Origin of the sequence: Methylomonas fluvii, assembly GCF_014850975.1 — a bacterium.
Taxonomy (GTDB): Bacteria; Pseudomonadota; Gammaproteobacteria; order Methylococcales; family Methylomonadaceae; genus Methylomonas; species Methylomonas fluvii.
On the sequence record NZ_JACXST010000003.1, the window covers coordinates 1,124,989 to 1,145,608 of the forward strand.

The 20,620-nt window shown below is 50.8% G+C and carries 20 protein-coding genes; 6 read left to right on the forward strand and 14 right to left on the reverse strand.

Annotated features, from left to right (window positions below):
* The first annotated feature begins 27 nt into the window (after positions 1 to 27).
* Both EBB_RS22720 and pntB read left to right on the forward strand, forming a co-directional pair.
* Positions 28 to 1,584 carry a Re/Si-specific NAD(P)(+) transhydrogenase subunit alpha gene (locus tag EBB_RS22720; protein ID WP_192395942.1) on the forward strand — a complete coding sequence of 519 codons (1,557 nt, stop codon included), beginning with the start codon at positions 28 to 30 and terminating at the stop codon, positions 1,582 to 1,584.
* Positions 1,585 to 1,594: 10 nt separating this feature from the next.
* Positions 1,595 to 2,983: a Re/Si-specific NAD(P)(+) transhydrogenase subunit beta gene (pntB, locus tag EBB_RS22725; protein WP_192395943.1), complete on the forward strand. Its 1,389-nt coding sequence runs from the start codon at positions 1,595 to 1,597 to the stop codon at positions 2,981 to 2,983.
* 81 nt (positions 2,984 to 3,064) lie between these two features.
* On the opposite strand, the gene EBB_RS22730 is transcribed toward pntB, so the two are convergent.
* A complete protein-coding gene (locus tag EBB_RS22730) occupies positions 3,065 to 3,688 on the reverse strand; it encodes a hypothetical protein (protein ID WP_192395944.1) in 624 nt (207 codons plus the stop codon).
* Positions 3,689 to 3,889: 201 nt separating this feature from the next.
* Here EBB_RS22730 and EBB_RS22735 point away from each other — a divergent pair, with 201 nt between their 5' ends.
* Positions 3,890 to 4,195, forward strand: a complete 306-nt coding sequence (locus EBB_RS22735; protein WP_192395945.1) for a hypothetical protein — start codon at positions 3,890 to 3,892, stop codon at positions 4,193 to 4,195.
* A gap of 9 nt (positions 4,196 to 4,204) precedes the next feature.
* Positions 4,205 to 4,627, forward strand: a complete 423-nt coding sequence (locus EBB_RS22740; protein ID WP_192395946.1) for a hypothetical protein — start codon at positions 4,205 to 4,207, stop codon at positions 4,625 to 4,627.
* A gap of 235 nt (positions 4,628 to 4,862) precedes the next feature.
* On the opposite strand, the gene EBB_RS22745 is transcribed toward EBB_RS22740, so the two are convergent.
* Positions 4,863 to 5,180, reverse strand: a complete 318-nt coding sequence (locus EBB_RS22745) for a four helix bundle protein (protein WP_225587717.1) — start codon at positions 5,178 to 5,180, stop codon at positions 4,863 to 4,865.
* Positions 5,181 to 5,289: 109 nt separating this feature from the next.
* On the reverse strand, positions 5,290 to 6,090 hold the full coding sequence (locus EBB_RS22750; protein WP_192395948.1) for an Lcl C-terminal domain-containing protein: 801 nt from the start codon (positions 6,088 to 6,090) through the stop codon (positions 5,290 to 5,292).
* Between the two features lie 676 nt (positions 6,091 to 6,766).
* Between EBB_RS22750 and EBB_RS22755 the strand changes: the two genes are divergently transcribed.
* Positions 6,767 to 7,249, forward strand: a complete 483-nt coding sequence (locus EBB_RS22755; protein WP_192395949.1) for a hypothetical protein — start codon at positions 6,767 to 6,769, stop codon at positions 7,247 to 7,249.
* A gap of 421 nt (positions 7,250 to 7,670) precedes the next feature.
* On the opposite strand, the gene EBB_RS22760 is transcribed toward EBB_RS22755, so the two are convergent.
* From EBB_RS22760 to rpoE, 11 genes are all read right to left on the reverse strand, one after another.
* Positions 7,671 to 9,323 carry a PAS domain-containing sensor histidine kinase gene (locus EBB_RS22760; RefSeq protein ID WP_192395950.1) on the reverse strand — a complete coding sequence of 551 codons (1,653 nt, stop codon included), beginning with the start codon at positions 9,321 to 9,323 and terminating at the stop codon, positions 7,671 to 7,673.
* Entirely contained in the window at positions 9,320 to 10,594 is a 1,275-nt protein-coding gene (locus tag EBB_RS22765; protein ID WP_192395951.1) for a cyclic di-GMP phosphodiesterase, read from the reverse strand. Before EBB_RS22765 ends, EBB_RS22760 begins: the two co-directional genes overlap by 4 nt.
* Positions 10,595 to 10,954: 360 nt before the next feature.
* Positions 10,955 to 11,482 (reverse strand): hypothetical protein, encoded by a 528-nt coding sequence (locus EBB_RS22770; protein ID WP_225587718.1) that lies wholly within the window; start codon positions 11,480 to 11,482, stop codon positions 10,955 to 10,957.
* A 184-nt stretch (positions 11,483 to 11,666) separates the two neighbouring features.
* Positions 11,667 to 12,401 carry a hypothetical protein gene (locus EBB_RS22775; RefSeq protein WP_192395953.1) on the reverse strand — a complete coding sequence of 245 codons (735 nt, stop codon included), beginning with the start codon at positions 12,399 to 12,401 and terminating at the stop codon, positions 11,667 to 11,669.
* Positions 12,388 to 13,452 carry a hypothetical protein gene (locus EBB_RS22780; RefSeq protein ID WP_192395954.1) on the reverse strand — a complete coding sequence of 355 codons (1,065 nt, stop codon included), beginning with the start codon at positions 13,450 to 13,452 and terminating at the stop codon, positions 12,388 to 12,390. The genes EBB_RS22775 and EBB_RS22780 overlap by 14 nt, the downstream gene beginning before the upstream one ends.
* Positions 13,445 to 14,701: a hypothetical protein gene (locus tag EBB_RS22785; RefSeq protein ID WP_192395955.1), complete on the reverse strand. Its 1,257-nt coding sequence runs from the start codon at positions 14,699 to 14,701 to the stop codon at positions 13,445 to 13,447. The genes EBB_RS22780 and EBB_RS22785 overlap by 8 nt, the downstream gene beginning before the upstream one ends.
* Positions 14,702 to 14,741: 40 nt before the next feature.
* On the reverse strand, positions 14,742 to 14,882 hold the full coding sequence (locus EBB_RS26235) for a hypothetical protein (RefSeq protein WP_225587719.1): 141 nt from the start codon (positions 14,880 to 14,882) through the stop codon (positions 14,742 to 14,744).
* A gap of 289 nt (positions 14,883 to 15,171) precedes the next feature.
* Positions 15,172 to 16,575 carry a DegQ family serine endoprotease gene (locus EBB_RS22795; RefSeq protein ID WP_192395956.1) on the reverse strand — a complete coding sequence of 468 codons (1,404 nt, stop codon included), beginning with the start codon at positions 16,573 to 16,575 and terminating at the stop codon, positions 15,172 to 15,174.
* Positions 16,576 to 16,618: 43 nt separating this feature from the next.
* Positions 16,619 to 17,563, reverse strand: a complete 945-nt coding sequence (locus tag EBB_RS22800; protein ID WP_192395957.1) for a MucB/RseB C-terminal domain-containing protein — start codon at positions 17,561 to 17,563, stop codon at positions 16,619 to 16,621.
* Positions 17,564 to 17,567: 4 nt separating this feature from the next.
* Positions 17,568 to 18,074, reverse strand: a complete 507-nt coding sequence (locus EBB_RS22805; protein ID WP_192395958.1) for a sigma-E factor negative regulatory protein — start codon at positions 18,072 to 18,074, stop codon at positions 17,568 to 17,570.
* A gap of 10 nt (positions 18,075 to 18,084) precedes the next feature.
* Positions 18,085 to 18,675 (reverse strand): RNA polymerase sigma factor RpoE, encoded by a 591-nt coding sequence (rpoE, locus tag EBB_RS22810; RefSeq protein WP_192395959.1) that lies wholly within the window; start codon positions 18,673 to 18,675, stop codon positions 18,085 to 18,087.
* A 127-nt stretch (positions 18,676 to 18,802) separates the two neighbouring features.
* Here rpoE and nadB point away from each other — a divergent pair, with 127 nt between their 5' ends.
* Positions 18,803 to 20,458 (forward strand): L-aspartate oxidase, encoded by a 1,656-nt coding sequence (gene nadB, locus EBB_RS22815; RefSeq protein ID WP_192395960.1) that lies wholly within the window; start codon positions 18,803 to 18,805, stop codon positions 20,456 to 20,458.
* Positions 20,459 to 20,620 lie beyond the last annotated feature (162 nt).

Below are 20,620 nucleotides of genomic sequence, written 5' to 3' on the forward strand. Positions count from 1 at the left end.
ATTCCCCTCCAAACCTTAGGAGAAATCATGAAGATCGGTGTTCCAAAAGAAGTTCACGACGGCGAAAAACGCGTCGCTACCACGCCCGAGGCCGCTGAAAAAATCATCAAACTAGGTTTTGAAGTACTGGTGGAAAGCGGCGCCGGTGACAATGCCAATATTTCCGATGACGCTTATCGCGCGGCCGGCTTGCAAGTAGTCGCCTCGGCGCAGGAATTATGGCAACAGAGCGATATTGTCATGAAAGTCCGCGCTCCCGAATTTCATCCGCAGTTGGCACTCGATGAGGCCGATTTGCTGCGCGAAGGCCAACAATTGATCAGCTTTATCTGGCCGGCGCAAAACGAAGCACTGATGCAAAAATTGGCCACGAAAAAGGTATCGGTGCTGGCAATGGACAGCGTGCCGCGTATGTCCCGCGCCCAGAAAATGGACGCCCTGAGTTCCATGGCCAATATCGCCGGTTATCGAGCCATCGTGGAGGCCGCGCAACATTTTGGCCGCTTCTTCACTGGTCAAATCACCGCCGCCGGGAAAATCCCGCCCGCCAAGGTCTTGGTCATTGGCGCCGGTGTAGCCGGTCTGGCTGCGATTGGTGCTGCGAAAGGCATGGGCGCTATCGTCCGCGCCTTCGATACCCGGCCGGAAGTGAAAGAACAAATCGAGAGTATGGACGCCGAGTTTTTGATGCTGGACTTTCAGGAAGACGGCTCAGGTACCGGCGGTTACGCCAAAACCATGTCCAAGGAATTTATCGAAGCCGAGATGGCTTTGTTTGCCCAACAAGCCAAGGAAGTGGACATTATCGTCACCACCGCCTTGATCCCCGGCAAACCCGCTCCCGAACTGATCACCGCCGAGATGGTGGCGTCGATGAAACCCGGTAGCGTCATTGTGGATTTAGCAGCCGAACAAGGTGGTAACTGCGCATTGACCGAGAAAAACCAGGTGGTGGTAAAGCACGATGTGACCATTATCGGTTACACCAATTTGCCCAGTCGATTGGCTAATCAATCCAGCCAGCTCTACGCCACCAATCTGCGGCATCTGTTGACCGACCTCACCCCTGGCAAAGACGGTAATACCGTCATTAACATGGAAGACGAGGTCATTCGCGGCGCCACCGTGATCAAGGAAGGCAACATCACCTGGCCGCCACCACCGCCCAAACTATCCGCAGCACCCAAACAAGCGGCAGCAAGCGAAGCGGCGGCCGCTGTGGAAACCAAATCTTTGATACCAGAACCGATAAAGCAATGGTTGCCGATAGCCTTGGCGGCGCTGGTGTTCTTCGCCGTTGGTGCGACAGCGCCCACGTCGTTTTTGTCACACTTCACGGTGTTTGTGTTGGCTTGTTTTGTCGGTTACCAAGTGATTTGGAACGTCTCGCCGTCGCTGCATACACCCTTGATGAGCGTGACCAACGCCATCAGTGGCATCATCGTCATCGGTGCTCTGGTGCAGGTGTCCTCGCCTGACTCGATAATCGGCATTTTGTCCGCAGTGGCGATTCTGATCGCATCCATCAATATTGCCGGCGGCTTCCTGGTGACGCGCCGCATGCTTGAAATGTTTAGAAAATAAGGAGAGCTACATGTCAAACGGTCTAGTTACGATGGCATACATCGCAGCCTCGATTCTATTCATTCTCAGCCTCAGCGGCCTGAGCAAACAGGACACGGCGCGGCGCGGGAACTACTACGGCATGACCGGCATGGCGATTGCGATTGTCGCCACGGTATTCGGCGGCAGTGTGACCGCCTACGTCATACTCACGATTGCCTTGCTGATCGGTGGCTTCATCGGCACCAAAGCCGCCGCCAAAGTGGAAATGACGCAAATGCCGGAGCTGGTGGCACTGATGCACAGCTTGGTTGGGATGGCGGCGGTATTGGTCGGCTACGCCAACGCCATGGATCACTCCAACAGTTTGGTCGGCGCCGAAAAAACCATCCACGAAGTGGAAACCTACATCGGTATTTTTATCGGTGCGGTGACATTTTCCGGTTCGGTCATCGCCTTCGGCAAACTCTGCGGTCGCATCAGCGGCAAGCCAATCTTGCTGCCCGCGCGGCATTGGTTGAATCTGGCCATGTTGGTCGTTACCGTGATATTAGGCGGCAGCTTTTTAAGTGCGGCGGAAAGCGGTGGCGGCATGCTGCCGCTGGCGATTATGACTGTGATTGCATTGGTATTTGGGGTACACATGGTGATGGCCATCGGCGGCGCGGATATGCCGGTGGTAGTATCAATGTTAAACAGCTATTCGGGATGGGCAGCGGCCGCGACCGGTTTTATGCTCAGCAACGACTTGCTGATCGTCACCGGCGCCTTGGTCGGCTCCAGTGGTGCGATTCTGAGTTACATCATGTGCCGCGCCATGAATCGACACTTTCTCAGCGTGATTGCCGGCGGTTTTGGTAGCGCAGGCGGTGAAGCGGCAGAAGTGGTTGGCGACGTGCAGCCCATTGAAGTGGAAGAAACCGCGCAACTGCTGCTGGACGCCAAAGACATCGTGATTATCCCCGGCTATGGCATGGCCGTTGCGCAAGCACAGCACACGGTCAACGAAATCACCAAATTGCTGACCGGTCGCGGCAAAAAAGTCCGGTTTGCCATCCATCCGGTCGCCGGAAGGATGCCTGGGCATATGAATGTCTTATTGGCCGAAGCGAAAGTGCCGTATGACATCGTCTTTGAAATGGACGAGATCAACGAAGACTTTCCGCATGTGGATGTCTCCATCGTCATCGGCGCCAATGACATCGTCAATCCGTCAGCCCTGGACGACCCTAACAGCCCGATAGCAGGCATGCCGGTGCTCGAATGTTGGAAAGGTGCTGCCACTATCGTCTTGAAACGCTCGATGGCATCGGGGTACGCCGGCGTCGGCAACCCGCTGTTCGTGCATGACAACACCCGCATGTTGTTCGGCGATGCCAACGACAAATTGCAGGGCTTGTTAAAGGCGTTGCAGGGGTAACCTAAGTAATCCCATCAGTGGCCGCCAATTTAGTTAATTGGCGGCCACCTCAAACTGGGGAGCCGCAAAGGACGAATAAGATTAGACTTGTTTACGTTTCAGGCCCAGGAAACCCAGCAATGCGGTACCCATAAACCAGATCGCACTAGGCACCGGTACAGCCGCCGGCGTAATTGAAGTGACCAAATAAACGGTACTATTATCACTTCCCCATGCTCCTGCGCCATTGGTATTGATACTGTTATAGTACCAGACCCATTGCGCGTTGGAATCAATACCCGAGTGGAAGCCCCAGGGCGATATTCCATTGGCACCCTCTACGACAATCGGGGATGCCGGATTCGCCAGCGAATCTACATACATACTCCAGCCGGTATCGCCAGTTGAAATAGTATTTGCGCCATTGCCGAATAAATAGTCGCTATTCGACAGAGTAAAAGTACCCAATGCTGCACCCGGACCACCTTGATTGGTGACTTTTAAAATCAGATATGAAACGGACGTGGGAGTTAAGCTGTCCACCGAAGAATACGTGCTGCCCCAATTGTTGCCGCTTAGGATAGCAGCGCTACTAATTGAGGTTGCGCTGGAGCTGATGTACTCTTCAAAGGCGTTATCGGCAGTAAAAGTGCTGGTCAGTAATGTAGATGCTTGCGCGCAAGACATTGAGCCAGCCAGAATAAGAGCCGAAGTCAGTTTTTTCATTTTTCAGATACCTATAAGTTATGCGAGTAACGTAAGGTTATCACCTGGTCGTTATCGATCATATTGCCCAAAAGCATTATGGCGAAGCAGCAAGTTATGCTTCAGGTAATAATGTCTGAAGGATAAAAGCGCTAGTGGCCTAAACCCTGAACAAATTGAGCAGCGGCTGGTTTTGCCACAAGTTAAAAAGTTGGAGTGAATTTGTTTACCTTACCATCTATCTGGAACCTGATTATTACCACCCTCGTATTCATCTGGGTGGCCAAGCGTGCCCAAACTCTGCTGGATAAGCAAGGTTTGCCCCGTGGCACGACACGCAGTTTGCTGGTATTTACCTTGGCCTCGCTGCTATCCTGGGGATCAGGCGAAGCCGTCGACTGGACCGAAGCAAAAATCCAGGGCAAGCCACAAAGCGCCTCTCGGTCAACGGAAGAAGAGATTGCCCAGCTGTTAGAGGTTTTCAACCAAATGCAAACGGCAACCCAAACTAAATCATCAAGCTATTAACGAGACATTATGAAAAGACTGCTATTAGGATCAACGCTGGCCTTTTGTGCCCCCACCCATGCCGACAACTATTTATCGTTTAAAGCACCGGGTAAAGCCGATGCGGAAACTTGGCTGAATGCTTTTACCGATGCTCAAGATATGACCCGAGACGGCATGGTGTTAAAAAGTAATTTAAAGCGGGAAGAACTCTCGGAATTGTTGAAATCGCTGCGGGCAAAAGCGGAAACCTTATTCGGTGATGTCGTATCGCCGTTCGGCGATTGCACCAAATCGGTCGAGTCTGTCAACTGGTACTGGCAAACACAACAATCACTCATTACCGATCCAACTAATGATACTGATAGTAAGGCGGTTAGCTTGGTTACCCTGGCCTGGGAAGGCGGCGAATATTATGCGATATGCTCTCGCATGATCAGGGCTTTGCCGTAACGCTGCCCCTATTCTTCTGACTTTAGTTAGGGCTAGTTGAGATGAATGGCGATAACTAGGTAAATTTTAATAAAAAGTCTGAACGTGACCGCATTGGAATTATTCGGCTCATGAAGTTGGCAGACTGGCGTTAACGACCCTAAGGAGTCAGACACTCATTTCCAGTGAACGGCTGGTTTAGCTCTTACAATAGCCCCTTGATCCCAGAAGTTCTATCTAAACTCCTATCCGCAACTCATCGATCCACCGGCAACCAGTTTTTCAGCCAGCCTTCGTTCTTTCTGCAAACTTTGACCGTCAGCTTGATGATGTCGCTGTAGGCAATAAAACTTTTAAAAGCACGTACTTCTATGGCAATACGGATCAACAGCAATAACTCTTCTAGATGATCGCGGAATGCCACCAAGCCCGCTTGTTTATTGCTATGACAATTGGCCCGGATGATTAGGGTGACGGCTTTACGGCTGACGTTTCGCAATTCGCTGCCCGGGGTGTATTTGTGGTAACGGCTAAAACTCATCACGCCTTGCTCAAAATGCATTGCTAATGCCAAAGCATCACGGTAAATATGTAAGTGCTCGTAACGTCCAATAACTAGCGATACCACAAAAAAACGCTTGGGGCTCCCCCCAAAAAAGCACCCAATCACCCAAATGACCGAATTATCCAGCGTGTCCGCGTCGTTTCAAACTCAGCAACCCCAACAATCCACTACCCATAAGCCACACCGCTTCTGGTATCGGAACGGCGGACACTTGTCCGGGACTAACCGCCCATGCGAAGAACTGGAGGTTCTCGTCATTTTTAAAGTAGCGGTCCAGGTAGCCATCGTAGGTAAAGAAGATCCATGCAAGGCTAGGATTAGGTGCAACCTCAGTAACAGACCAGTACGCAGAGCTTTGGGCGTTGCTGAAGGGGCCTGCGGGGCCTGCGGTGCCCCACCTACCATCACCAAAAATACCAAAGGGGCCTCCGTAACCCGGATACGAAGGGGCCAGTTTGTTTAGTTCGTTATAGTACAGTTGCCCGAATTGGTTATCGGTTTGGTTGTAGCTTAATTGCGGATTAGCGCCCGCCGTTGGCAAGGCCCATTGATTGGAACCGGCGTAGATGATGGTGTTGAGATAACTGACAAACGCTTGGGCGCCAAACCAGTTGACTCTACCGTTTGCACCGAAGTCGGCCGTGCTCAGTGCGTGGCTGCCACTATTCGCCGGGATGTCATAAGCATTAGATGTGTCGGTAACAGACCCTATGGCGTTGATGATGGTGCTGACCAGATTTGGGCTGCTGGCTTCCATGGCGCCCAGCAGATTGGCATCGCCGGTCCAGGTTACGTCGCTGACGCTACTGTACACCAGGCTTTGACCGGCAGAGGTGTAAGGGGTTAAGACAGCCTCGGCATTAGTGGTGGTCAAACTCAGTACTAGGCCTGCGGCCAGAAAGGGTAGGTTAATATGCATATCCATTCTCCATACCGATAAGGTTAATGATTTTGCCAACTTTCTAACCCCTAGGGCTTTGTGTTAGCCTTTTGCCTTGGCGTAGCAGTTAACTCCAAACGCTTGGAGTTTGGTGTTAACTGCTGAGTTTTCAGCAAACTAGCCTCCGTCAGGTGAGGACCGTATATCAAAATTTGTGAAGCAGGTCAAGTTTCATGTCGTTGCAACAATTTGGATAAACTGACACGGGCTAGTAAGCAAGGCTGACAACCCTTGTACTAAGAGGACAGCGCGAAACTCAAGGGGAGCGTCAGCTTTGACGCCTGATTTTTGTCGGAGGAATTGTAATCAGTCAATGACTAAAAGTGGCCGAACTCGAGCATTTGGCATGAATAACTATCAAACGACCATCAGACATTAAAATCACATTTAAGCCGGCTAAAAAATATAGCCCTGCAGCTCCGGTTGCAGTCGGTTTGAATCAGTGCCGTTTTTCAACTAAACTCAGCCAGCAACCTAAAGGCGAATCATGATAGCCGTTTACACATTATGTTTTGCCTGCCGGTTGTCGAAAAAGGCAGTTTAAGCGTACTGCGACCGCCATCCTGCTACTATCCCTTTGCACTACTGGGATTCAAACCATTTTCTGATTGCATCGGCGTGAATCCTAGTATCAATTTTTTGACAAGGAGCGATTATGAACAACGATTTAGTCAAGGGCGAACTCTCCGCCGACCAGCAGAACGCGGTGATGGGTTTGATCGGCCAAATTCAAAACCTGTTACCGTTTTTAATCGATTTAAGCGCCGACGAGCGCCGGGCCTTGCCTAAGTTGGGCGACAAGAGCCGGGCGTTTGTGGATCAGGGTTTGGTGTTGGCCGTGCAAAATCCGGGCATCTTGCCGCGAAATTTTGACTTGGACGAATATCAACGCGACGTGACTTTAGTCCGGCAGTTGGAGCCGCTGGTTTTAGCCTTGGGACAGCTGCAAGGCCGGCTGGAGGATACCTTTTTGGCGGCGGGCAGCGATGCTTACAGCCAGACCTTGCTGGTTTATCAAGCCGCGAAACTGGCCGGCAAGAATGGCGCCTTAGAACAACACCTAGACGGTTTGAGCCGGCGCTTCGCCAGAAAATCGACCAGCTCGACGGCTGCGGCCACAACACCCGCCACTCACTAAGCCGATACGCTAAATTGACTTATTTTCTTGGCCGTTGGCGTTATTTTGTCCAACGGCCAAGCTTTTTTCTCGATCATTGGACAAAATAACGCCAACGTTTTAGCTCGGAACTTGAACGATGCAGCTATGAATGAGAATGATCGAGAAAATAGCTCGGACGTTCTGGCTCAGAGCTCGGTCGATTGAGAAAATTTCTCGGCCAATTGAGTTCTGAGCTCGATCATTCAAGAAATTTTCTCGGGCGTTGCAGTTTCGAGCTTGATTGATGGAGAAAAGAACTCGAGCGCCGCTGATTGGAAACGTAATCACGGACTCTACTCCCAGAAACATTCCTCAGCACACAACAGCTGTTCGCCATTTGTTTGTGGGAATAGACAAAAATTTCTTACGCCCTCATAACGGCAGAATGGTGGATCGCCTGTCAGCGAGTCCGCGGCAAAAATACGCGAAAGCACGTGCCCTTCCCCAGTTCGCTCTTCACCTCTATTCGCCCATTGTGCTTTTTAACGATCCCATAGGATAAGGACAGGCCCAGGCCTGTGCCCATGCCAACTGATTTGGTGGTAAAAAACGGATCGAAGATTTTTCCAAGCTGTTCGGGCTTGATGCCCTTGCCGGTATCCTCCACCTCAATCCAGACGCTTTGCTCATCATAAGCGGTGCGAATCGTAATTAGGCCGTGATCCTCAATGGCTTGTACGGCATTGATCAAAAGGTTCATGAACACTTGGTTGAGCTGGGACGCGATACAGTTGATCTCGGGGATTCCGCCGTATTCCTTTACGACGTCGGCTTTATATTTGATCTCGTTCCACACCACGTTCAGCGTACTGTCGAGACCCGCCTCAAGATTCGCCGATTGCTGTTCCAGTTCGCCGACGTGAGAGAAATCCTTCAGATCCTTAACGATGCGCCGCACTCGCTGCAAGCCGTCGAGCGACTCCGCCAGAAGGTCGCCGATATCTTCGCGCAGATAGCCGATATTAATTTCCTGCTTCAGGTGGGTAATTTTTTGTAACGCTTCATTCACCAACGACCCTTCGATCCGTTCGTAAGCCGCCAGCAGTGCCAGCATGCCATCGACATACTCCTGCAAGGTGCTTAAATTGGAGTTGACGAAGCCAATGGGATTATTGATTTCGTGAGCCACACCGGCGGCGAGCTGGCCTATCGAAGCCATTTTTTCGGATTGCAGCAGTTGCATCTGGGTTTCTTCAAGCTGGCTGATGAGTTCCTCTTGACGTGCCTTCTCGGCCAGCAATTGGGTATTCGCCATTTGCAGCGATTCAGTGCGCTTTCGCACCTGTTCTTCGAGTTCGTCTCGGGAATCGCGCAACGCTTCCTCGGCCCGTTTGCGTTCGGTAATATCGTTAAAGCCGAAGACGCGGCCAATGATGTGCTCGCCTAGATATTGCGGCCGGGATCTGCATTCGAAAATCCGGCCATCCTTGAGGCTCAGGATATCTTCGGTTTCGCTGTTACCGACTAGCTCCTGTAGGCGCATACGAAAGACTTCCGGCTCGGCAACCAACCCGGCAATGAACTCGAGAATATCCGCTTCTTCCCTCTCCAGCAGCAACTCGTCGGAAATGCCCCACATGCTGCTGAACTGGCGGTTCATGTTGGCGATCTTGCCATGCCAATCGATAACCAGAATGCCGTTGCCTGTCGATTCCAGCGTTGCCCGCAATTGAGACAATATTTGGGCCAGAGCATCCTCGGCCTTGTGCTCGTTCTGTACATCCCTGGCCTGTACCAAAATCAGAGGGCTTCCTTCATGATCAATGACTTTGACGGATTTGGTCATCGTCAGCATCGAACCATCGGCACATTGGTACAGTCCGTCCTGAGTTTCGATATCGAGATATAGTCCGTTACGGACGTCCTCCCAATAAAACACGTCTTGCAAGGAACTTTCGATAGCCGTGATCGGCATGGCCAGCAATTCGTCTTCCGAATAGCCCAGCATCTTCTCCACGACCTTGTTGGCAACGATGATCCGCAACTCACTGGGTTCAACCAGCAGCATCATATGCTGGCTGTAATCAATCATCAGATGTTCGAGACTGCTCATCTGGCGCTTTGCTCCTGGCCGGGTTGGCTCGGATCGAAGTAATAATTGACCCGTTTGCGTGGACTGAGATAGTTGTATATTTCCCGCGGAACCTGCGCCGGCCTGATCGCCTTCGCAATATTCGCATCCGCTTCGCACGCCATGTCCACCAGAATCGCTTCATCCCTGGGAATATCCGCGTCGTATATCAGCACCAGCGGTTTCATCGGCTTGAGGGTATTGACGGTGACCACCATGCCGATCACCCCATTGGAAAATTGCACGATGGTGCCGGGCGGATAAACCCCAAGACAACGGATGAAGACCTGGAGCAGTTTCTGATCGAATTTGTTGCGCAACTTGGCGAACATCGTCGACAGAGCCTCATGAGGTGTCAGCGCATCGTTAATATTCGCCGGGTTGCAAAGTTCATCGTAATGGTTGGCAATGACGACAATCCGGGAAAGCAAACTGATGGCCTCACCCTTCAGTTTATTGGGGTAGCCAGTCCCATCGAACCATTCGTGATGTTCGCGGATGATGGTCACCACAGCAGGCGCCAACCCCAGCCGCTGGCCGATTTCCGCGCCGTACTGGCAATGCATTTCAAATAAATGCCGCTCCGCCTGATTAAGCGGCTCCTTTTTCATCAGAATTTTGGTCGGAATTTCCTTATGGCCAATATCGTGAAACAGTGCGCCTATGCCCACGCTGCCGACCAGTTCTTGGGGCAACTGGATGTCTCGGGCCATCATCAGGGACAGCATGGTGACATTCAAGGAGTGGTAATACATTTCCTCGTCGCCCGCCTTGCCGATCATGACGTGTATAGCAAGTTCCGGCGCGCAAAGCAGCGAGTCGACAATTTGGTCCACCAATTGTGTCGCCTTTCGCAAAGTCTCCGCCGGCATGGTATACAGGCTTTTCTCGATACCGTGTATCGTTTTAGCGGTATCGATAAAGGCATTTTCGATCCGTGCCGCCGCCTCTCGCTGTTGCTGGATTCGCTCGACTAGCTCCAGCTTGGTCGCCAATGCCGGCGAAATATCCGGCTTGGCTTCTGCAGGTGTCTGCTGTATCGGCTGTGCCTTTTGAGCTAGCGGACTGACATCGCTGAGGGCCGGATCATAACGAATCGACTTTAGCCCAAGACCCTGAAGGGTCTTGATCTGTGCCTCGTTTTTTATCTTGAAATGGCTGAACGAGAAAGGGTGATCGAACCACTTGAGATCGAGATGAATATACAACCCGATACGAAGCTGATCCATGGTAATGTTGACGTCATCTTGCATCGGGATTGACAGTCCGATCAACTTTTGTCAGATGGAAAAATGTCGAATTCATACCGTCTCTACCCATACGCCGCCCCCAGCCACTCCCGGTTTTGCGATCATCTTCATAGGGAAGACGCCGCCTCAGTCAGTTTGACCGGAAGCGTAGGGGAAATAAGGAAAATAAGCAAACCAAGAGTCAAGTTCAGTTGAACTCACTTCAATCAAAAACCCGGGAACTGAATAACAAGTCATTCTCCCAGCCCCTAGGCAATTGAGCCATGTGTGCCCCACCTTCTGCGTCCAGACGTTGTTCCATTAGAAGATCGCTAAAATTGCCAGCGCTTACGTTGGCAATTACCTGAAGGTGTTTAGCTTAATTTAGCGGGATCTTTTATCCCGTTCCAGTTCCAAATATTTATGCCGTAAATCAACATAATTGCCGCCTATCCATTGCCAAAATGTCGCGGCCGCTTCCGGATCAGTGCTAATTAACTTCACGGCTATCGCACCGTTGCTGCTGATGTCGGTAATCTGTGCGTCAATATCGATGCTGGCTTTGGTTTTGACGACGCGCCTATCAGTATCGACCCGAAAAGTCACGGGCTCGCCCACTTGAAAGACAATATCGCGTTTTAAGCCCCCCAAAAACTTCAGGCGATACTCCGAAACCGATTGAAACGGCAACACGAACTCGGCATGCCAACGAAACGGCGGACACTGGATAGGCCCGGCGTTCTTGGGAAAATGCACGGTGTAGCCGTCATCAACCTTGGCTTTAACCACGCCTCGGGTATAAATCTCGTGACAATTGGTCAGTACCGCATCGCCAGGCTCCAGACCGAATTTTGCAGCGTGTGCAGCCAAGCTGTTGAAAGCCAGGACCAATCCCAAAACGATTATTTTCATGCTGCTCTCCTGATTATTATTGTTAACTTTCATCCCTAAACTTTCGGCTCGGCCAATTGGATACTGAACATCAAATTCATTCTCTGGCTTGGCGGGGTACCCTCAGTCTGTATCCGCGATCAGGTGTTGTCAATATATTGCCTGCAATGCAGCACAGCAGCAGGCGAAAAACCAAATCCAATTTTTAGCGCGGCTGCGGTGTGCTGGGTTGATATGGGCCTAGCAGACTACGCACCAAGGTATTGGTTTCGTCAATATCCACAGTGATCATATGCCCGGTGTTAGTACCTAAATAGGCTTGCATGGCCGCTGCCATATACGGGAACACCAGACGTAAGTCGTTGCTGGAACCGTTACTTTGCACGCTGGTTTTCCATAGCTGTTTGCGTTGCTGCTGTTGCAAATAGGCTTCTTTATCGCAGGCTTCCAACACCAGATAGCGCCGGAACGTCGTGTAGGATTCGGTCCGTTGCGAATAGCCGCCGTAACCCCAACCAAAACCGGGATAATAGCCGTTGTAAAATCTGGACATTCTGTACGGATAGTAATAGCCCATATCGTTCCACAACGGTACTTCGTAAGTGAATTGATGCACTTCCGGCGCGCCGACGCCATAACTCAGGAACATCACCAAATTGCTGTCTTGCAGACTACCGGCCTTGCTGTAGCCGCGATTGGCCAGGATTTTTTCGATATAGGTTTTAAACTCGATAAACTGCAAATCCTGTTCATTAGCGCCGGCATTGCCCGGCAACACCACAAAGCGCAAATTGCTTTGCGGCGCGCTAACGGCGACTAACGAATCGATTTCCGTGCGGAATTGCAGCGGACGCGGTGTGCTGCTACAAGCCGCCAGTAACGCGGTCATAAGCAAAACCAACAGCCGATAACTTACACTTATTAATTTATTGCTGTGCATGGTCACTCCCTGTTTCGTTCGTTGAACTATGCTCTTGCCATAAGCTTTGCGTGCGTTGCTGCAAGCGAATATCGGCAAGTACTTTTTTATCGTGCAATTCCGCCTGATGGGTCAATTGTTCGGAGAGTAGCTGACTTTCCGCAAGCCGTTGCCTGGTCTGCTGCGTTTCCTGGGCCAATAACTCCGCTTCCAGACGCATGACCTTTAACTCGTTTTCGTGGCGTAGCTGTTCGGCATACAAACGCTTCTCAAGTTCCAACTGCTGAGTAAGCTGATCTTGTTTGTCTTCCAGCAAGCGCCGCTGTTTTTCCGCTTCCTGGGCCTGTATCTGCAATTCCAGATCCGATACGCGACGCAAATGTTCCAGTTGCAGGCGCTTTTCGTGTATTTCCTCTTCCTCCAGCAACCGCTGCTGCCGGGATAGCTCGCGGGTGCGCTCTTCATTCAACTCAAAAGTCTTTTTCAACACGTTCAGATAAACGCTGTCGCGACCCAACTGCACGTTCGGAAATTCGTTAAAGCTGGCGGTAAGGCTACATAGCGCTTGCGATTGAATATGCTGTTGCATTAACACCTGGTTAATAGCCAGCGCAATACGTTTCTCAGTGTCTATTAGACCGATTTGAATCCAGTTGCCGTCAGCCAGCGTTTGCAACTCAAGATTGACCACATCGTCAATTATGTCGGCATACAACTGCTTGATGTGTTGATTAATCGTGGGCAGCATTTCGCTGTTTTTCAGCACGTAAGCCAGGGTGGCCTGAAAGCGTAAATCCAACGCCAAATCTACAGTGCAAAAATCGTCGAACATACTCAGCTGCCGCCGGTATTGCCAGGTTTCTATCGTCAGTGGGTGGATATGATGATAAAAGCGTTTGACGAATTTCTTTGGCCGCAAAAAGAGTTTTTTATACGGCCCGAGTTTTAGCTGCACCACTTGCCGATCGGCGTCGAAACCAGCGATCCATTGTTCCGCTGCATCGGCAAGCGACTCTTCAAATAAATCGCCGCCGGCCAGCCAGACTTCTAATTCGGTGCCCGCGCTATTCATGGCTAACAACACCGGCAGCGGCAGCGGCTTTTTGTTTAAGCGCGGCGATTTTGTCGGACATTTTTTCCGCAATCAGCGGGTAAAGATTCGGCGCAAACTCCACGGTTCTATCGTCTACTTTACGCAAGAAACCGCGGCTGAGCAGCAAGCCGACCACAAACATCCGCGACCAATCCGAGTAACGGCGGGCTTTTTCCAAGTCGGATTTTTCGATGACCATTTCCAGTTCATCGTTCTCGTTGATCCGGAACTCGGTAAATTGTCGCAGGCATTCAAACACCAGCTCTTCTTCCTGGATCGTTAACGGTCCCGGTGCGGTAAATTCCAAGCGATAAGACAGTAACACGGTGAAAAAATCCACCATCGCCGCGCAGGCAAAGGCAAACCAGGAAAACCCGCGCCACATTGCAAAAGAGGGTTTAACTTCCTCAACAAATTGTTTATAGGTCATCAGCAAGGGCGCGTCGGGTAAAGACAAGCCCATGCTGCTGGCCAGTTGGTTCACGCCGAGTTGAATATCCTGATAATTCTTCAAAAATTGCGAGTAAGTGGCTTCCTTGTCGTTGGTCACATCTAGCTGATTCAGATTACTTTCCAGCAGCCGGATATTGGTGTCTAAGGCCTGAAAAGCTTGTTCCTGCTGTTGTAAGGCCTGCTTTTTTTCCTGATATATCTGATTGTAATGGCGCCAGAACGGCCCCTCGCCTACCTGATTTTTATAGCCGGGGCCAATTTGATTATGCGTACCGAAATAGGCTTGGCTGGCATCCAGCGAGGCTTTTTCCAGATCCAGTTTTTGTTGATGCAGCATCTGGCTTTTAACTTGCAGAATACTATCCAGATAATTTTTAGTTTGCTGCCTTAACTCGTTCAGCCTGTTGATATGCAGCGTTTCCTGCTCGGATATTTCGTAAAACTTGAAATAGGAAAAAGTCACCGAAGCAGCAATCGCCACCGCCAAAGACGCTACCACGGTAAAGTAGCGCATCCTGTTGGCCTTCCAATGAATGCCGGCCATTTCCAAAGAACAGATAACGATGATGGATTGAATGGCGACGGTAATCACCAACGCAATCCAGGGCGTGATGAAATGCGATAAACCGTAATAGGTCGTAAAGCCGGACGACAGGCTAAGCATCAGAACGATGGGTATCGTCCAGATACGCAACATGCTAACAAACAGAGTTTGAATGCGGTTAATAAAATAACCGAGTCCGGTAGAACGGATTTTGATGCTGGGATTTGTCATTATTATTTTTTGCTCCAGCAGAATGCGGGATAAAACGGCGTTAGCTCATATTTAAATAGCGCTCGCCGGTGTCATGAACAATGGTCACCACGGTTTTCCCCACGCCCATCTGTGCGGTGCGCACACCGCCGGAGATGGCCGGAGTTTCGACTAGCGCCACCGCTATCACATCAAAATCCAAAGCTTACGGTTTTTGATCAGGTCGGCAACCCTGGACATGGCGCCCAGGACTGCCTGACAATTTGCTGGGCCTCGACAATAGAGTCGTATTTAGCAAGCGCCCCGCTTTCTCGGCGGCTTAAATCATAGCCAGATCGATTCTGTCTATAACCGCACCGCCGGGGTTTTGTGATGCCGACTTTGCCAGCACAGTCGCGGAGTTTTCCAACACAACTTCATGTCATTTCGCTAACGGCGTATTGCCGATCAATTGCGTTACATGGCTGGCGATAGACATTGAGTTACCTCAATTATTTCTCGATTTTAAACGCTAAAAACACCGGACTGCCGTTACGTTGTACCAAAAGTGCTATCGATTTTTCAACCGGTAATTTCGCGACGATGGAATTAAACTCGGCGGCATCGCGCACGACATTATTTTGAATGCGCAAAATAATGTCGCCTAGCTGAATGCCGGCATCCATCGCAATACCTTTGTTAACTTTTTGAACTATTACACCGTTCTTTTCCACCTGTGATTGTTGACGTTGTTCGGCGGTTAAATCGGCCACGGCCAAGCCCAGACGGTTCACGGCCACTTCAGGGGCAGCCGCAGGCCCGTTAGCCAAAGAGGAGGGTTGCGCAGGCAGCAAACCAATTTTCACACTAAGATCCTGCTTATCGCCTTGGCGAATAATTTTAACCTTGGCTTTTTCGTCGATAGGCGTCATACCCACTCTAGGCGGCAATTCACCAGACGTTTCGATGACTTGGCCGTTAAACTCGACAATAATGTCGCCAATTTGAATCCCGGCTTTTTCCGCAGGCCCACCTGGAATAACTTTTGATACCAAGGCACCGTGCGGCCGGTCCATACCAAACGACTCCGCCAACTGCCGGGTTACATCCTGGATTTGTACGCCCAACCAGCCGCGCGATACTTTACCCTTGCTTTTGATTTGGTCGACTACGTTCATCGCCACATCGATAGGTATGGCAAACGATAAGCCCATATAGCCGCCGGAACGGCTATAGATTTGCGAGTTAATCCCTACCACCTTGCCTTGCATATTAAATAAGGGGCCGCCTGAATTGCCAGGGTTGATGGCAACGTCGGTTTGAATGAAAGGTACATAGTTACCATCCGGCAGACTGCGTCCTTTGGCACTGACGATACCGGCGGTGACAGATTGATCAAAACCAAACGGCGTACCGATGGCCAGCACCCACTCGCCCACTTGCAATTGCTCCGGCGAACCGACTTCCACTACTGGCAGATCTTTCGCTTCTACTTTTAATAGGGCCACATCCGTGCTTTCGTCGGAGCCGATCAGCTTGGCAATCAACTCGCGGCGATCTTTCAATTTAACGACAATTTCGGAGGCGTTGTTCACCACATGGTGGTTGGTCAGGACGTATCCGTCTTTGGAAATCACAAATCCGGAGCCCAGCGAGTTGGTCTCCCGTGGCGAGCTACCGCGCCCCGGCCCCTGGAAAAACCGCCGAAAAAACTCTTCCATTTCCGGAGGCATATCCTCAGGCATTTGCTGTTGATCGACGCTCGCTTGCGGATCAGCAGCCTTTTGGGTGGTGCTGATGTTGACCACAGCATCCCCATTGGTTTTAACCATTTCGGTAAAATCGGGCAATTGCGCATAGCTTGCATCAATCGCCGTTAAAAATATCAAAACTCCATAAAACAGCTTATTAAGCATGTAATCTCCACTCATACATTTGATTTGTTACAAAAAGGACACGCTAACGCAGCGCTATGCCGTCAGCAATTAGCTCGACTGTTTTGGCGGGTACTTCACCCAGTACAGTGAATTGGGTATCGCCAATCACCTTACTGAACGAATTGACAGAACCCAGGCTGTGCAAACCATTCATACCTTGCGATTCTTTGGCTTCCAGATACACCGACACGGTAGAAAAACCGTCGCTAATCAATAAGTGATCTACAGCTTTCTGAGATTGCTGGATGGAATTGCGAATAAAAAACACAGACTCAAAACCAGCTGGCCAATTCTTCAATACGAATGTAGCGTTTTCAAACGGTTCGGCTTGAGCGGTGTGGATATGTTTGACATGAAAGCTGTTGTCGTCTACATTGCCGGCATGGGGCTCGGCTAATGTGTCGGTCATTAAATCGGTGAAGACTACTTGCTCCAGGATGCTGCCGTCCAAATTGTAAACTTCGACTTTCAGCGGCAAAAAATGCTGGGTATCCACCCAGATTTTTCTCGGGTAGCGCAACGCATCTGTAGGCTCAACACTGACGATTTGCGTCGGCAACATTGCGATGGATTCCTGACCCGACAAAACTAATTGATAATTTTTTTCCAGGTTAGCGGTGTTCTGCGGCAAATTGACGATAAACGAGCTATCCAGCGGATGGTGGTTGACCACTTTTTGACTGGTTTCCTTGAATGTACAGGTCACTTCGTTGGATTTACGTGTCACTTCCCGCATCGGCGAATTCAAAGACGCCAAACGCTCCTGTTCGACGCCGTTTTCAACACTATGCTGATATTTCATCGTATCGAGCTGACCGTTTTTCATGAAGATCACGGTACCCCGATAGTTGAGGGTTTTCATCGCCCGGTTCATGTTATCCAGCCATTGTCGCGCCGTAATATGATCCTTATCGGCAAAAGCGCTTTGACAAACAACGCACAGCAAAAAAGCTTTTAAAACTCTCACGCGCTTATTCCTGCCGATAGCCCACCACCCGTGCGTAGGGTTGCCCCGCTTGCACGCTATTCACATACATCGCGTTGTCATGAGCTTCCAGATAATCCTTGAATCGAGCATGCATTTCCTCGGCTGATGCGTCTTTACCTTGAGCCACTATCTCGACCGAGCCTAGCGGGTTATGCATTTGCTTATCCACTTTACTGCTGACCCACACGACGGCCAGTGCCACCGACGCGGCAATCGCGAAAGCGGCTTTTTGCCAATTTATCGCCGACTTATTCCGGGGTAAGAAGTAGGTAGGTTCTTGCCTAATCTGTTCGTGAATCTTGTCCACAAAATCGCTGCTAACGTGAGAATATTCGCCACTCTTCATTACCTGACTGGCAATTTGATAGCGACGCAACTTGTCTTTCAGCAAGCCGTCGTTCTGCAAAGTCTGCAATAGCGACAGTGCCTGCTGACTATCCAGTTCGTCGTCTATCAGTTGGGAAAGTTTTTCGTTAAGTTGTTCTTGCATCGATACACCTTTAGTCGAGCAATGGGTTTAATTTTTGGTCTATGGCTTCGCGAGCCCTAAAAATCCGCGAGCGTACCGTCCCGATGGGGCAATCCATTGCTTCCGCGATTTCTTCGTAACTCATCCCTTCAAACTCCCTGAGCGTAATGGCAATCCGCATCTCTTCTGGTAACCTCTCGATAGCCGATTTAATGACCGCCACGATTTGTTCATTCATCAACAAATTTTCCGGCGTTTCTATATCTTTAAGTTGCGGCGCGTTTTCTACTTGTTCGGCGTCTTGAACATCGATCTCGTAATCAAAATGGCGGCGCGAACGCGACAACAAATAGTTTTTGGCGGTGTTAATCGCTATGCGATACAACCACGTGTAAAAGGCGCTGTCACCGCGAAAATCTCCCAAAGCCCGGTAAGCCTTGATAAAGGTATCCTGCGCCACATCCTGAGCTTCGCTCGGATCCTTGACGTACCGGTTCACCAAGTGGACGATCTTGTGCTGGTATTTGATCACCAGAAGATCGAAGGCGGATTTATCGCCTTGCTGCACACGGCGCACCAGCTCTTGATCCAGATCTTCGGTATTCGTTTCTTGTTCGTTCACTGCGCTATTTTGGTATTGAAGTGGACAGAATTAAACCTCATTAGTTCTGGCAACACAAAAAAAATTACTGCAAGATTAAAACCAGATATTATTCAAAAACGCTAAAACTATTCATCCGGCCGCAAAGTTGACCACACTGACAGCAAACCAACCTAACAATACCGCTGATTCCTATTATGACATCCTTATCGCCGGTAGCGGCGGCGCCGGACTGAGTCTTGCGCTTCACCTTGCGGATACTTACCAGGTGGCGGTGCTCGCCAAATTCGCACTGACCGAATGCAGCACTTATTACGCCCAAGGTGGCATCTCCGCGGTATTTGACGAAGAATACGATTCTATAGAATCGCATATCGAAGATACCTTGATCGCCGGCGCGGGCTTATGTGACCCGGAGATCGTCAGACTCACCGTCGCTCAGGGCCGGCAAAGCATCGAATGGCTACGTCAACAAGGCGTGAACTTTACCGAAGAGCCTAACGCCGACGGCGCCAAACAATTGCATTTAAACCGTGAAGGCGGCCATTCGCATCGCCGAATCGTGCATACCGATGACGCCACCGGCAAAGCCGTCTCGCTGTCGTTGATCGAGCGCGCGCAGGCGCACCCGAATATCACCCTCCTGGAATACCACAATGTCGTCGAGCTGATCACCGCCACCAAGTTGGGGGCAAACGAACAACGCATATGCGGCGCCTACGTGTTGGACAGTAAATCCGGCAGCATCAAATCGATATCCGCGAAAATAGTCGTGCTGGCGACCGGCGGCGCTAACAAGGTTTATCTGTATTCAACCAATCCACACATTTCCAGCGGCGACGGCATTGCGTTGGCCTGGCGGGCCGGCTGCCGAATCAGCAATATGGAATTCATGCAATTTCATCCCACCTGCCTGTACCACCCCACTGCGCGTTCGTTTTTAATCAGTGAAGCAGTACGCGGCGAAGGCGCACATTTAATCCTGCCCGACGGCGAACGTTTCATGCGCCGTTACGACGAGCGCATGGAACTGGCGCCGCGCGACATCGTCGCCCGCGCCATCGATAGCGAAATCAAGAAACACGGTATCGAATGCGTGTATTTGGACATCAGCCACAAATCGCGGGAGTTCATTCAAAAGCACTTCCCCACTATTTATACGCAATGTCTGGAACTGGATATCGACATCAGTCAGCAACCGATTCCCGTGGTACCCGCAGCGCATTACACTTGCGGCGGCGTATTGACCGATGCCAACGCCCGCACCGACATCCCCGGCCTTTACGCGATTGGTGAAGTCGCCTGCACCGGACTGCACGGCGCCAACCGCATGGCCAGTAACTCATTGCTGGAATGCTTAGTGTTCGCCGAACAAGCCAATCAGGACATTCGCCGCAATTTTGCACAATTGCCGGAACCGCTGCCGCTGCCGGATTGGGACGAATCCAAAGTCGGGGACTCGGATGAGGAAGTGGTGATCGCTCACAATTGGGACGAATTGCGCCGTTTTATGTGGGATTACGTCGGCATCGTTCGCACCAATAAACGCCTGGAACGCGCCATGAACCGCCTGGTGTTGCTGAAAGATGAAATCGCCGAATACTACGGCCAATTCCGCATCACCAGCGACCTGCTGGAACTACGCAATCTAGTGATCGTCGCCGAGCTGATTATCCGTTGCGCGCAACAGCGCAAGGAAAGTCGAGGCTTGCATTACACCAAGGACTATCCGGATCTGGACCACAGCCAACCGCCGCAAAACACGGTGCTGACGCCGGAAAAACCCGCTCAGAAAGCTCACTGATTGTCGCCATCGATAGCGCCATAAACCCCCTCTCGCTCGGGAGGGGATTTTTATAGCCAGCCTAGAGCACTTCGTCGCGCATACCCCACCATTGCCTGCCATTCTTTTTCAGCCTGCGGACTGACATATTTCTGACATATTCGCTCACTAGAATCCCCCGCC